The sequence below is a fragment of the Streptomyces sp. NPDC054765 genome (assembly GCF_053612065.1).
On sequence record NZ_JBSHBP010000112.1, the window covers coordinates 1 to 13,996 of the forward strand.

The 13,996-nt window shown below is 72.9% G+C and carries 7 protein-coding genes; 4 read left to right on the forward strand and 3 right to left on the reverse strand.

Annotated elements, in window-relative coordinates; translation table 11 throughout:
- The first annotated feature begins 347 nt into the window (after window positions 1-347).
- Window positions 348-3,830 carry an AfsR/SARP family transcriptional regulator gene (locus tag ACWGJY_RS36135; protein ID WP_453265136.1) on the forward strand — a complete coding sequence of 1,161 codons (3,483 nt, stop codon included), beginning with the start codon at window positions 348-350 and terminating at the stop codon, window positions 3,828-3,830.
- Here the strand turns inward: ACWGJY_RS36135 and ACWGJY_RS36140 are convergent.
- Both ACWGJY_RS36140 and ACWGJY_RS36145 read right to left on the reverse strand, forming a co-directional pair.
- Window positions 3,817-5,808 (reverse strand): sigma-70 family RNA polymerase sigma factor, encoded by a 1,992-nt coding sequence (locus ACWGJY_RS36140; protein WP_453265137.1) that lies wholly within the window; start codon window positions 5,806-5,808, stop codon window positions 3,817-3,819. The two genes, ACWGJY_RS36135 and ACWGJY_RS36140, sit on opposite strands and share 14 nt — an antisense overlap.
- A gap of 609 nt (window positions 5,809-6,417) precedes the next feature.
- A complete protein-coding gene (locus ACWGJY_RS36145) occupies window positions 6,418-7,350 on the reverse strand; it encodes a TetR/AcrR family transcriptional regulator (RefSeq protein ID WP_453265138.1) in 933 nt (310 codons plus the stop codon).
- A 441-nt stretch (window positions 7,351-7,791) separates the two neighbouring features.
- Here ACWGJY_RS36145 and ACWGJY_RS36150 point away from each other — a divergent pair, with 441 nt between their 5' ends.
- Together ACWGJY_RS36150 and ACWGJY_RS36155 are read left to right on the forward strand one after the other, a co-directional pair.
- Window positions 7,792-9,171, forward strand: a complete 1,380-nt coding sequence (locus ACWGJY_RS36150) for an NAD(P)/FAD-dependent oxidoreductase (RefSeq protein WP_453265141.1) — start codon at window positions 7,792-7,794, stop codon at window positions 9,169-9,171.
- 309 nt (window positions 9,172-9,480) lie between these two features.
- On the forward strand, window positions 9,481-11,286 hold the full coding sequence (locus tag ACWGJY_RS36155; RefSeq protein WP_453265139.1) for an ATP-binding SpoIIE family protein phosphatase: 1,806 nt from the start codon (window positions 9,481-9,483) through the stop codon (window positions 11,284-11,286).
- Between the two features lie 142 nt (window positions 11,287-11,428).
- Here the strand turns inward: ACWGJY_RS36155 and ACWGJY_RS36160 are convergent, their stop codons facing one another.
- Entirely contained in the window at window positions 11,429-12,733 is a 1,305-nt protein-coding gene (locus ACWGJY_RS36160) for an MFS transporter (RefSeq protein ID WP_453265142.1), read from the reverse strand.
- A gap of 190 nt (window positions 12,734-12,923) precedes the next feature.
- Here ACWGJY_RS36160 and ACWGJY_RS36165 point away from each other — a divergent pair, with 190 nt between their 5' ends.
- Window positions 12,924-13,484: a MarR family winged helix-turn-helix transcriptional regulator gene (locus ACWGJY_RS36165; RefSeq protein WP_453265140.1), complete on the forward strand. Its 561-nt coding sequence runs from the start codon at window positions 12,924-12,926 to the stop codon at window positions 13,482-13,484.
- Window positions 13,485-13,996: the final 512 nt, after the last annotated feature.

The window sequence follows — 13,996 nt, forward strand, 5'->3', positions numbered from 1 at the left end:
GGGGCGGGGGCGGGGGGGGGGCTGGGGCTTGTGGGGGGCGTGGGGGTGCTCGCGTGTGGCTCTCTGCGTATGTCTATCCACCCGCCACCCACCCCCACGCCTCCGGCCCACACCCTCGCGTTGTTCGGTGGCCGTCCCTGAGTGGGGGAGAAGCGGGGGGCCTGGGGGAGCGGGGGTGCCCGGGTGGGTGGGGAGCGGGGGTGCCCTGGGTGCGGAAGGAGCCAAATCCTGTATGAACCGGGCAGGCACTGCCTCCCTGTGCGTTGACTGTGGATAACTGAAGAGACGAGCCGAGTCGGGCTGTGGACAAAAAGCGGGGGAACGGCGTGAGTCCGGACAATGGCCGGGTGAGATTTCGGATTCTGGGTGCGACGGAGGTCCTGGACGCGCGGGGGCAGCCGGTGTCGCCGGGCGGGGCGCGGGTGCGGGCGCTGGTGGCCGCGCTGGCCCTGCGGGGCGGCCGGCCGGTGACGGTGGAGACGTTGATCGACGAGGTGTGGGCGGTGGATGCGCCGCCGCAGGACGCGGCGGGTGCGTTGCAGGCGCTGGTGGGGCGGTTGCGAAGGGCGCTGGGCAAGGGGGCGGTGGAGTCGCTGCCGGGGGCGTACCGGCTGGTCACAGCACCGGACGAGGTCGATCTGCATCGCTTCGAGCGGCTGGTCGGCGTGGGTTCGCGACAGCTGCAGGAAGGAGACGCGGCCGCGGCGGCCGGGACACTGCGCGCGGGGCTCGCGCTGTGGCGTGGGCCGGCCCTGGCGGATCTGCCCGACGGGGCGGGCGCGGCCCATGGCCCGGAGGCGCTGCGACTGGCGGCGCTGCACCGGCGGATCGACGCGGAGCTGGCGCTCGGCCGTGCCGAGGAGCTGCTGCCCGAATTGCGGCAGCTGACCGCGGACCATCCCCTGGACGAGCCGTTCCGGGCCCAGCTGCTGCGGGCTCTGCACGGCGCGGGACGGGGCGCCGACGCGCTGGCCGCGTACGAGGAGACCCGGCAGCTGCTCGCCGGCCGGCTAGGGGTGGACCCGGGACCCGAACTACGCGCGCTGCACGCCCGGTTGCTCGCACAGAACGCGGAGCCGCAGGCCCCGGCACCGGGACCGGCACCGGATGCCGGGCCCCGCTGCGGCAACCTCCGGTCCCGGCTCAATTCCTTCGTCGGCCGGGACGCCGAACTCTCCTCGCTCCAGTACGAGTTGAGAGCGCACCGGACCCGGCTCGTCACGCTCACCGGAGCGGGCGGATCCGGCAAGACCCGGCTCGCCGAGCAGCTGGCCGGCTCGCTGGCCGCGGATCACCCCGACGGGGTCTGGATCGCCGAGCTGGCGCCGCTGGATGCCCCGGAGGCGGTCCCGGGGGCTGTGCTGTCCGCGCTCGGCCGACGCGACACCACCGTCTTCTCACCGGCCATGGAGGCCCGTACGGCCGCCGAGCACACCGACCCGGCGGCCCGGATCGTCGACCACTGCGCGCCGCGCAGACTGCTGCTCGTCCTCGACAACTGCGAGCATGTGGTGGGCGCCGCCGCCGGGCTGGCCGACCGGCTGCTGCGGCACTGCCCGGGGCTGACCGTGGTGGCCACGAGCCGGGAGCCGCTGGGGGTGCCGGGCGAGGTCGTACGGCCGCTGGAGCCCCTGCCGCCGGCGCCCGCGCACCAGCTGTTCGCCGAGCGGGCGGTGGCGGTGCGGCCCGGCTTCCGGGCCGCGGACGATCCGGCGGCGGTGGACGAGATCTGCCGCCGGCTGGACGGTCTGCCGCTCGCCATCGAGCTGGCCGCGGCCCGGCTGCGGCTGCTCTCCCCGCGCCAGATCGCCGACCGGCTCGACGACCGGTTCCGCCTGCTGACCAGCGGCAGCCGGACCGCGCTGCCGCGCCAGCAGACGCTGCGCGCGGTCGTCGACTGGTCCTGGGAATTGCTGGACGAGCCCGAGCGGGCGCTGCTGCGCCGGCTGTCGGTGTTCTCCGGCGGCTGCACCCTCGCGGCGGCCGAGGCGGTATGCGGCGCACGCTCCGAGGACGTGCTCGGCCGGCTCGGGGCGCTGGTGGACAAATCGCTGCTGATCGTCGACCACCGGGGCGCCGAACCCCGCTACCGCATGCTGGAGACCATCCACGCCTACGCCAGGGAGCGGGCCGCCGCCCGACCCGAGGAGCACGAGCACACCCTCATCCGGCACACCCGTCACTTCCTCGGCTTCGTGACGGACGCCGAGCCGCGGATCCGCTCCGCCGAGCAGCTGCCGTGGCTGGCGCGCATCGAAGCCGAGCTGGACAACGTACGGGCGGTGCTGCACCGCGCGCTCACCGGCCGGGACGCGGACACCGCACAGCGGGTCGTGCTGGCCATGGGCTGGTTCTGGTGGCTGCGCAACTACCGCGAGGAGGGTGCCTCCTGGGCGGAGCGGACCGTGGCCCTGTATCCCGGCCCGGAGCAGCTCACCGACACCGACCCGGCGTTCTGGGCGCAGACGGACCTGCAACTGCTGCTCCTCTTCCTGCTCCAGGACGAGAGCCTCGACCGCCAGGACGACACCACGCATCACCGCGCCCTGATCGACCGGCTGCTGACGTCCTACCGCCGCCCGCAAGCGCGCAGCGCCCGCTTCCCCGGTCTGTTGTGGCCGTTCACCGCGTTCTTCCTCGGCGGCTATCACCGGATCCTGCCGCTCATGGACGAGGCCGTGGCCACCACCCGGGCCTGGGGCGGCAGGTGGGAGCTGGGCGTCTCGCTGATGTTCCGTGCGCATTTCGCGGTCGACCTGCCCGGCGGCCTGGAGTCGGCAGAGACGGACGAGCGCGAGCTGACCGAGCTGGCCCGGCGGGTCGGCGACCGCTGGATGCTCGCCCAGGTCGCCGCCGCCACGGGCGAGATACGGCAGATCCGCGGCCGCTACGACGAGGCACGTACGGCCTACGAGGAGGCACTCGCGCTGACCTGCGAGCTGGGCGCGTACGCAGAGGGGCCGCTCATCCTGTCCCGGCTGGCCGAACTCCACTTCGCCGGCGGTGATGTGGACGCCACCGAGAAGGCACTGACGCAGGCGGACGAGCAGGCCGCCGAGTGGGGCGTACAGGACCCGAGGGCCTTCAACCACTCGCTGCGCGCCCGGATCGCGCTGCGCCGCGGGATGCCTCAGGAGGCCCGCGAGGCGTGCGAGGCGGCGTGCGCGGCTGCCGCGCTGGGGACCCCGCCGCCCCATTTCGCGGTCCTGCTGGACGCATGGGCGGGCCGGGCGGCGGCGGAGGCGGGCGACGTCACGGAAGCGCTGAACCGGTGCCGTCAGGCACTGCGCTCGGGGCTGACGCAGCACTGCACCCTGCCGGTGCTGGCAGCCGTCGTGGAATCCGCAGCGGTGGCACTGCAGCGCACCGGCCGCCTCCACGACGCGGCCCGGCTGCTGGGCGCCGCGGATACCTGGCGCGGCGAGCTGCCCAGAAACGTCCCCGAAGAGGAGGACGTGCAGCGCACGGCGGACACACTGCGCGCCGCACTGGGCGGCGCCGCCGACGGCGTACGGGACGGCGTACGGGACGGCATACGCGAGGGAGGGCGGGACGGCACACCCGGGGGAAGCGGGGACGGCAGGTACGACGACGGAGGCAGCAGGTACGGCGAGGACGGCAGGTACGACGTCGGCAGCAGCAGGTGCCCCGGGGGCAGCAGGCACGGCGGCGCATACGAGGCCCTGCACGCCGAGGGCGCCCGCCTCACCCCAGCCGAGGCCCTCGCGCTCCTGGCCCCCTGCCCCGAGGCGTGCCCCGAGGCCGGCGGCGCGGCGCCGCCCCACGACGCCGCCATCCGGGAGCCGTCCCGGCCGCTCAACGACAGCTGATCGTCGACTGCGCCCAGTCCCCCGGCGCCACCCCGCCAAAGGGCGACACCGGCTCCGTCACCAGCCGCAGCGTCCTACGGCCGGCCAACGGAACATGCACCGGCACCGCGCTCTCCCCGGCGCGCACCACCGCGGACTGCCAGAGCCGCACCCCGTCCGCGTAGACGGAGAAGCGCAACGCGCCCTGTCCCAGGCCGAGATCGTCGATGCCCGCAAGGGCGTCGTACGCGGTGCACCGGCGGTTGAGGTCGATGGTCACCGAGGACTGCGCGTGCACGCTCGCCCCGTGCGCATATGTCGTGCCGGCGATCCTCGGCGCCTGCCGCTGCCAGAGCCAGCTGCTCCCGATGGTGCGCACCTCGGGCTTGCTGCCGTCGCCCATGAAGTCGTGGTCGAGCGTATCGAGCCGGTAGGTGGTCATGGCGGGCAGCGGCGGCTTCGGTGTGGGCTTCGGCGGCGTGGGCCTGGGGGCCGGTGCCGACGGCAGGGCCGGACCGGGCGCCGGCTGCTGCGGGGCCGGCGACGAGGAGGGCGTCGGCTCGGGCCGCGGCGTGCGCGTCGGGGACGGCTTCGTGGGCGGCTTCGGGTGCGGTTCGGTGGTCCGGTCCGGTGCCGGCGCGGCGCCGGCCGCGGGCGGCAGCGCCGACTCCGTCGGCTCGGGCCCCGGCTTCTGCGGAGCGGACGAGCCCTGCGGCGCGGACCGGGCCCGCGCCTCCGGCGCCGGATCCGGGTGGCCGATCAGTGTCAGCGCCAGCACCGCGCCCGCCACCACCGCGCCCGCCACCACCGTGGCCCCGACCACGATACCGACCTTCACCGCCGCGCCCAGCCCCTCGCCCACGGCGCCACCACCGGTACCACCGGCCCCTCCCGTCGCACCGGAACCGCCTCCGCCCGCTGCCCCACCGGCTGCCGCACCCGCACCGGCCGCCGCACCTGCACTGGCTGCCGCACCCGCACCGGCCGCCGCACCCGCGACACCCACCACCCCGGCCGCCGCCTTGACGGCGTACCCGGCGGCGAACCAGCCGATGACCGCGACCGGCAGCAGCGCCCCGATCCGCTGGTTGACGTCCTCGACCTCCAGCGCGGCCAGCCGGCACCGGGCACATTCGTCCAGATGCTTGCGCAGCCCCCGCTCGGCCCGCATCCGCAGCCCACCGCGGGCGTAGGCGCCGAGCCGGTCGGCGTACCGGGCGCAGTCGCCCCCGGCGGTCAGCGACTGGCTGACATGTGCCTGCAGATAGGCCTGCCGGAGGCCCTCCCGGGCACGGTGCGCCAGCACGGCGGTGGCGTTCGCGGTCAGCCCGAGCAGCGGGGCGACCTCGCTGGGCGACTCGTCCTCGACGGTGGTGTGCCACAGCACCGTCTGATAGCGCTCGGGCAGACTGCGGAACGCCTGCACGGCCATCGACTGCTCGGCCTCGTGCAGCGCGCGCACCTCCGCGCCCAGGTCCAGGGTGTCCCGGTCTCCCGGCGCACCGGCCACGGACACCGCGAACACCGCGAAATCCTCGACCAGTTGCTCCCGCCGCGCGGTCTTCGCCCAGGACGCGGCGACCCGGCGGACGGTCGTCAGCAGATAGGCACGCACCGCGGAATCCGGGCCCGCGCCGCCGCGCACCGCCTGCAGGGTGCGCGCGAAGACCTCACCGGTCAGATCCTCCGCGGTGTGCACATCGCGGCAGCAGCTCCGGGCGTAGCGCCGGACCGCCTCGGCGTGCCTGCGGTACAGCTCCTCATACGCACTGTCGTCCCCGGCCCGCAGATCGGCCAGCAACTGTGCGTCGGACGGCGGGAGTCCGCCGCTGTCCGGACCGGTGGCCGGGGCCGTCCGGCGGGAGCGGTCCCGCTGCGGCGGCACGCCGCGGCCCTCGCCCGCCGGATCGCCGGCGCGATCGTGCTGCTCGGCCGGCCTGCCCGCCGGGGCGGTCGCCCCCGACGGTCCGGTCCGGCCCGGGACCTGCCGGGAGGGCATCCCCTCGGCCCCTTCGGCCCCATCCGCCGCAGCCCCGTCCGCCGCAGCCCCGTCCGCCGCAGCCCCCTCGACCCCGTTCGCCGCAGCCCCGTCCGCCGAGACCTCGCCGTCGCGCCGCCCGTCCCGCCCGTCAACACCCATCGTCGAGGCCCCCGAAACCGCCGTCATACCGGAACACCGCGCCAGCGTGCCATACCGAACCCCGGCGGTTGAGGGTCCTGACGGTCATCCACTCCTCCGAGGCGAGAACACGCACGACCGCACGGGCGTTCACCCGTACGGGTCAAACCGCGCATATGGGCTAAACCTCCCGCACGCCCCGTACGGGCCACACCGATGCATCCAGGCCATGCGGCCCTCGGGCCCCGTACGGACCACCGAACACACCGGGAACCGTATGCGGCCCGCAGAACAGGAAAGTGCCGCACGAGGTCCGCAGAAAGGCCTGCAGAACAACAACACGGCGCACGAGGCGCGCAGCAGCAGGAACACGGCGCGCGGCCCGCGTGCGACACCCTCTCGTGCCCCGCGCACGCCCCGTCCCGCGGGCCGGCCCCGCCCGGTGAACCCGACAGTCGGGTCCCCCGGGACGGAGCCGGCGGGCAGAACTCACCCGACGGGGCGCGAACGCAGCCCTTCCAGCAGAATTTCCAGCAGCCGTGCGGAGGCGGCCTGCTGATGGCCGGGATCGGGCAGCGTGGGCGCGCCCGTGGCGATCACTAACAGGATGTCGGAGACCGTCACATCGGCGCGCAGCCCGCCCGCCGTCCTGGCGCGTTCCACGAGCCGTCCGACGACGTCCAGCAGCGCGTCGGCGCCGGCCGTCTCCTCGGGGTCGGCAGGCGGTGCGGCCCCGGTCGCCGGCGTCGGCCCGTCCTCGGGAGCGGAACCGCCCTCCGGGGTGTCGCGCTGGGCGACCGGCCTCAGATCGACGGGTACCCCGTCGGTACCGGGCGCCATCCGCTGCTGCGGCACCCGTGCCTCGCTCAGGCCGTCCGGCACCCGGGGCACTTCCGCCCCGTCCGGCGCCGGCTCCGCGAGCCGGTCGGTGTCCGTGCTGACCCGCAGAATGCCCGGCGGCAGCAGCCGTCCGGCACCCGAGGCGACCGACGTCCGCAGGAAGCGGGCCAGCGCCGACCACGGGTCGTCCTCCTGGCCGAGCGCCGTACGCGCCTGGTCCGTCAGCCGCGCGGTCTCCTCCTCGGCTATCCGCCGGACCAGTACGTCCTTGCTCGGGAACCGGCGGTAGACCGTGCCGACACCGACCCGGGCCCGCCGGGCCACGTCCTCCATGGGCGCGCCGTAACCCAGCTCGCCGAACACCTCGCGCGCGGCGCGCAGCACATGTTCCAGATTGCGCTGGGCGTCCACCCGCAGCGGCGTGCTCCGCCCGCCCGCCCCCGATCGGGCGCCGTTGCTCACACCGGTGCCGGTGCCGGTGCTGCTGCCGTTGGCTCTGTCGTTGCTGTTGCCGCTCCCGGCGCCGTCGGAGGCGTGTGCCACAGCGACGTCGGCCGGCCAATGAGAGCCCTGAATGTGCATAGTGATCCCCCGGTAATGACGTCTCCCCCCGGAGACTCCCCGCCCTGACAGTCAGGGCGTACCGATGACAGGGTGCACCCCAACGAGATACGAACATAGTTGAGCGCGGGTCAAGAATGAAGGGGGCGTTCCGCACAATGCGCCCCCCGATCGGACCAAGGGGTCTGATCCGCCCGGATTACACCCCCGCCCTACGGCCGTCACCCACCCTCTGACCAGCGCAGCTCCTTCCGCGCACGCGGAATGTGCCGTTCCGTCCCCAGGGTCCCGGCCGGTCATACATTTCGACGGGCCTGTGGACAAAGGCGCTCCGGCGGTGCGTCATGGAACAGTGCTGTGCTTTCCCGGGGGTGCAGCTCCCGAGGGTGGCCGTGCCGCCGGCCGCCTTCCGGACGGGTACCGTCCCGGGCCTGGTCGACGAGGAGAACCTCTGTGAAGGCTGTGTCTTCGAACGACGTGACCCGCATTCTCGTTGTCGGCGGTGGCTACGTGGGGATGTACACCGCCCTGCGGTTGCAGCGGAAGCTGAAGCAGGAGCTGCAACAGGGCACCGTCGAGGTCGTCGTGGTCGACCCCGAGCCGTATATGACGTATCAGCCATTCCTGCCCGAGGCCGCGGCCGGTTCGATCTCCCCGCGCCATGTCGTCGTACCGCTGCGCCGGGTGCTGCCGCAGTGCAAGGTCGTCATCGGCGAGGTCACCGCCCTCGACCACGGCGACCGCCGCGCCACGATCACCACTCTGGCCGCCGAGGAGACCGGCAACGGCGCCGTCGAGGTGGCGTACGACGAACTGGTCCTGGCGCCGGGTTCGGTCTCGCGTGCGCTGCCCGTTCCGGGCCTGGCCGACTTCGGCATCGGCTTCAAGACCGTCGAAGAGGCCATCGGACTGCGCAACCACGTCCTCGGACAGCTCGACATCGCCTCCTCCACCCGCGACCCCGCGGTCCGTGACGCCGCACTCACCTTCGTCTTCGTCGGCGGCGGTTACGCGGGCGTCGAGGCGCTGGCCGAACTGGAGGACATGGCCCGCTACGCCGTCCGCTACTACCACAACATCCAGCCCGAGGACATGAAGTGGATCCTGGTCGAGGCGACCGACCGGATCCTGCCCGAAGTGGGCCCGGACATGGGCCGTTACGCCGTCCGTGAGCTGCGCGCCCGCAATATCGACGTACGGCTGGAGACCCGGCTGGACTCCTGTGAGAAGCGGGTCGCCCGGCTCAGCGACGGCTCCCGCTTCCCGACCCGGACCCTGGTGTGGACCGCGGGCGTCAAACCGCACCCCATCCTGGCCGCGACCGGACTGCCGCTGAACAGCCACGGCCGCCTCCTGTGCACCCCCGCGCTCCAGGTGGACGGTGTCGAACACGCCTGGTCCGCCGGCGACGCGGCCGCGGTGCCCGACCTGACCGCCCCGGCGCCGGCCAAGCCCGATGAGCCCCGCGCCCTGTGCGCCCCCAACGCACAGCACGCCGTCCGCCAGTCCAAGGTGCTCGCCGAGAACATCGCGGCGGCGGTGCGCGGCGGCCCGATCCGGAACTACGAGCACGCCTACGTCGGCTCCGTGGCCTCGCTCGGCCTGCACAAGGGCGTCGCGCATGTCTACGGGCGCAAGCTCAAGGGCTACCCGGCGTGGTTCATGCACCGCGCCTACCACCTCAGCCGGGTGCCGACCTTCAACCGCAAGGCACGGGTGCTCGCCGAATGGACGCTGGCCGGCCTGTTCAAACGCGAGATCGTCTCGCTCGGCTCGCTGGAGAACCCGCGCGCCGAGTTCGAACTCGCCGCGGGGACCGGACGCCACAACGAAGCCAGTTGACGCGCCGTACCCCACATGAGTTGACGTGCCCGCTGCCCTGGGGCGCCCGATGTTCCGGAGTGCGGAACTCCACACCGGCACCCGGGCGTCTGACGGATATCCGTCCGGTCGGCCACACTGGACGTGTGACCATGGGTGGGCTCGTATCTGCAAAGAGTGACAATCACGAGGATTCTGGACGTTTGCTGCATTCAGCACTTGGGCGCCGAGAGTGTCCCCAGCCGACCCTTCCCCGGCCCCCGGCCGGGAGGTCCCGCCATGCCGACGGCCCGATCCCGCGCGACGACGCGAAGTAAGAGGTACCCCTCCGTGATCTTCACGCGCTGGAGCGCCAAACTCCCCGGCACACAGCGGCGTGCCGCCGCGCGGTCCGACCGCGCCGCACCCCGCCCCGCGGCCGGCACGCCCGCCGCGGCCCCGGAGCCGTCGGCCGTGCCCGCGGCACCGGACGGCACCCCGGCCGCCCCGGCGGCCGCGACCACCGGCTCCGTCCCCACGGCCCGCGCCGAGCACGCAGAAGCGGCGCCGTCCCAGGAACCCGCCGCCGTGGCCCTGCCGCCCACCGTCGACGCGCTGTCCGTCCACGACATCCTCGGCACCATCCCCGCCCTCGTCGCCGTGGTCTACGGCCCCGAGCACCGCCTCGCCTACGTCAACGGCGCCTACGCCGGCGTCTTCGGCCCCCGCCCGGCCGGCCACACCGCCCGCGAAGCCCTCCCCGAACTCGACACGCTCGGCCTGCTCCCCCTGATGGACCAGGTCCTGCGCAGCGGCAAACCGCGGACGGTCAAGTCCCGCAAGGTCCCCGGCGGTGCGGGCGGCGACCGCTCCCGCGACGGCTACTACACCTTCACCTGCACCCCGATCGAGGTCGCGGCGAGCGGCCCGGCACCCGACCCCGAGGTCGCCTGTGTCGCCCCGCACAAGGGCGTCCTGGTCTTCGGGGCCGAGGTCACCGACCAGATCGAGTCCGCCGAACGCCTGCGGGCCAGCGAGGCCCGCCAGCGCGAGGCCGCGGTCACCCTCCAACGCTCCCTGCTGCCCCAGGAACTGGAGCAGCCCGACGACCTCTGCGTCGCCGCCACGTACCAGCCCGGCGGCACGGACGCCGCGGTCGGCGGCGACTGGTACGACGTCATCACCCTCGGCGCCGGCCGTACGGCCCTGGTCATCGGGGACGTCATGGGCCGCGGGGTGCGCGCCGCCGCCGTCATGGGCCAGCTGCGCACCGCGGTCCGCGCCTACGCCCGCCTCGACCTCCCGCCCCACGAGGTCCTGCAGCTCCTGGACGGGCTGGCCGCCGAGATCGACGCGAGCCAGATCGCCACCTGCGTCTACGCCGTCCACGACCCGAACGAGGGCCGGCTGGTCTACGCCTCGGCCGGCCATCTGCCCATCCTCGTCCGCGACCCGGACGGCACGGTCCGCCGCGCCGCCGAGCCCACCGGCCCGCCCCTGGGCACCGGCGGCTGGCTGCACACCTCGGGGTCCGTCCCGCTGGGCCCCGGCAGCAGCGCCGTCCTCTACACCGACGGCCTGGTCGAGCGCCGCGACAAGGACATCGACCACGGCGTCGAGGCCCTGGAGCGCGCCTTCGCCGGTGCCGCCGGCGCCCCGGACATCGTCTGCGACCGCCTGCTGCGCTCCCTGGGCATCACCGCCAGCCATGACGACGACGTCGCCATCCTCGTCCTCCAGCACCCCGAGCGGACCGGCCACGACGCCGAGCTGTTCCACAATGCCGCGCTCGAACTCCACGGCGGCACCGAAGCGGCCCCGCGCGCCCGCGCCTTCGCCTCCGGTGTCCTCGCCTCCTGGCGGTTCTCACCCGAGCTGCACGACCTCGGCGTGCTGGCCGCCAGCGAGCTGGTCGCCAACTCCCTCCAGCACGGCACCCCGCCCATGCGCCTCCGCCTGCGCCGCACGGACCGCCGTCTGATCGTCGAGGTCACCGACGGCGACGACCATCTCCCGCGCCGCCGCCGCGCCGAACCCGCCGACGAGGCCGGCCGGGGCATCTCCATCGTCGCCACCATCGCCTCGTCCTGGGGCTCCCGCCGCACTCCGGGCGGCGGCAAGGCCGTCTGGTGCGAATTCGCACTGCCCCGCGGATAGCCGTACGCCGCCGTCCCCGGTCCGACCGGACCGGGGACGGCGGCGTACGAAGGCACCACCGCCTACGGTGCCGGGCGCACGGACCTGAAGCCGGACCGCGCGCCCGGACTGCGCGCCCGTGCCCGTATCCCGGGCACGAAACTCAGGCGCCGCAGACCACAGCTTCCGCTTCTGCCTCCGCCGGCACCCGCGCCGCGGGCAGGGACGCCACCGCCCGGTGCGGATTGTCCTGCGCCGGACGCAGCATCTGCCCCAGCCGCAACGACAACCCCGTGATCCCCAGGGCGCACACGACGAGCATCCCGATGTACGCCACATACATCCCGTGCCCCACCATCAGCGCGCCCACGGCCGGACCGACCGCCAGCGCCAGCTGCTTGACCAGGGCGAATGCCGAGTTGTACTGGCCGATCAGGGAAGCTGGCGCCAGATCGGCCACCAGCGGCGCCAGCGTCGGCGACAGCATCGACTCACCGATCCCGAACAGCGCATACGTCGAGATCAGCAGTGTCGTCGCCACCACCTGGGCACCGTGCACCAGCCCGGACAGCCCGGCGGCTATCCACGCCACCGTCCAGACCATCCCCACCAGCGCCATCACCCGGCTGCGCCGCCGCCGCTCGACCAGCTTGAGCACCACGAACTGCGCCGCCACGATCGCCGCCGTATTGGCCGCCAGCGCGATACCCAGGCTCGACGGCGGAATCCGGGTGACCTCGGTCGCGTAGGCCGCCAGCCCCGATTCGAACTGCCCGTAGCAGGCGAAGAACAGCACGAACCCCAGGACGCACAGCCACACCATCCGCCGGTCGGCGAACATCGCCCGCCAGGCGCCCTTGGCCCGCTCCTCGGTGGGCACCGGGTCCTCGACCTTCGGCGCCCGCGGCAGCCGTACGGTCGCCACCGCCGCGCCGAGCACCAGGAACATCGCGGCCTCGATGGCGAACAGCCGCACAAAGCTCGCCGCATGGGTCTCGTCGACCAACAGCCCGCCGACCAGCCCGCCGACCCCCAGACCCAGGTTGTTCAGAAAGAACTGGGTGGCGAACGCCCGCGACCTCGTCACCGTCGTCGAGCACCACACGATCATCGTCGCGAGGGCCGGCTGAATCACCGCTATCCCGGCACCGAGGGCGACGGCCGACGCGATGACCAGCGGCTCGGTGGCGGACAGCCCGATCCCCAGCGAGCCGATGGCGGCGGAGACCGTACCGATGACGGCCACCGGCAGCGGCCCGCGCCGGTCGATGGCACGACCGGTCAGCGGCAGGACGACCAGCGCGGCCACCGCCAGTATTGCCAGCACCGCACCGGCGGTACTCGCACCAAGATCCCGCACCTTCGCCACATAGACGTACAGATACGGAACGGTGAAGCCGCTCCCGAACGCGCTCAACGCGTTCCCGAGCTGGATCCGGCGCAACGCGGCGCCCATCGCGGTGGTCACACTCACCTACCTAGGTCAGGTCATCAGACGGATAGAAGGGACGAACCGAGGAGCAGCGACAGACGCCAGGGCAAGAACTGGTCCGAAGTCGGACAGTCTCACTCTGAAGACTTCAACTCTAAAGTTCGAAGCTAAAGACTACACGCCGAAGAACTTCAACGCCAATGACTTCCATGTCATACTGCGCCGCATGCCTGAGCCCTCAGATGCGGCCGCCGACGCTGCCGAGCCGAGCCTCGAGGAACAGATCGCGGCCTACCAGCGCGAATTCCAGGACCTCGACCCCCAGGTGGAGCAGGTCGTCTCCGCACTTCAGCGCCTCAACCGACGGATGAACGTCGCCTACGGGCGGCAGACCGCCACCCTCGGGCTGAGCAACGCCGAATGGGAGGTCCTCAAGGCCCTGGTGGTCTCCGGAGCCCCCTATGAATTGGGCCCCGGCGAACTCGCCAAGCTCCTCGGCCTCACGCCGGCCGCCATGACCCACCGCATCGACCGCATGGCGAACGAGGGCCTGGTCACACGAGAGCGCGACGAGGCCAACCGCGTCCGTGTCATCGTCGCGCTCACCCACGAGGGCCGCGAGAAGTGGCTCGAGGCGATGCGCCTGGCAACGGTCTTCGAGGAGGATCTCCTCCAGGACCTCTCCGGTGAGGAGCGCCAGCTCCTCGGCCAGGTCCTGACCCGCCTGCTGCGCCGCGTGGAGGACGCCCAGCCCGACGCCGACGGACGTCTGAGTGACCTTGACTGACGCCGGTTGACACGGCCCATCCCGATCCGTAGTGTTCTCCGAGTTGCCACGGAGCCGACAGGCCCCGGGCAGCCATCCCGCCGCTTCGCGGCACACCACTACTGCACGGCCCCTCACCGGGAACAATTTCGGCATGCCGAAATTCGGACCGTGACGTGATTATGCGTCAACGAGGAATTCCGCTAAAGTAGTGATCACGTCGAAAGGCGCGGCAGTCCAAATAGCCGCACCACGGCGGACCCCCTCCGACAGAGATTCGGAAACGAATTCGGACCGGCAACGGAACGAAATCGGGTCTGCTAGAGTCGGAAAGGCCGGAAAGCGAAAGCGGAACGGCCAACCCCGCTCCAACAGGGGGCCGGAGACGGAAACGGATCTGGTAAGGTTGGAAACGCGAAGAAGCCGAAAGGCGGAAATGCACCGGCGAAAATCGGGCCCGCAAGGATCTGATAGAGTCGGAAACGCAAGACCGAAGGGAAGCGCCCGGAGAGCCTGGTGAAACAGGCACAAAG

Coding starts and splice junctions, on each gene's coding strand:
- ACWGJY_RS36140 (WP_453265137.1), bottom strand. CDS start 5,808: ATGCCCTCCCGGCAGGTCCCGGGCCGGACCGGACCGTCGGGGGCGACC.
- ACWGJY_RS36145 (WP_453265138.1), bottom strand. CDS start 7,350: ATGCACATTCAGGGCTCTCATTGGCCGGCCGACGTCGCTGTGGCACAC.
- ACWGJY_RS36165 (WP_453265140.1), top strand. CDS start 12,924: ATGCCTGAGCCCTCAGATGCGGCCGCCGACGCTGCCGAGCCGAGCCTC.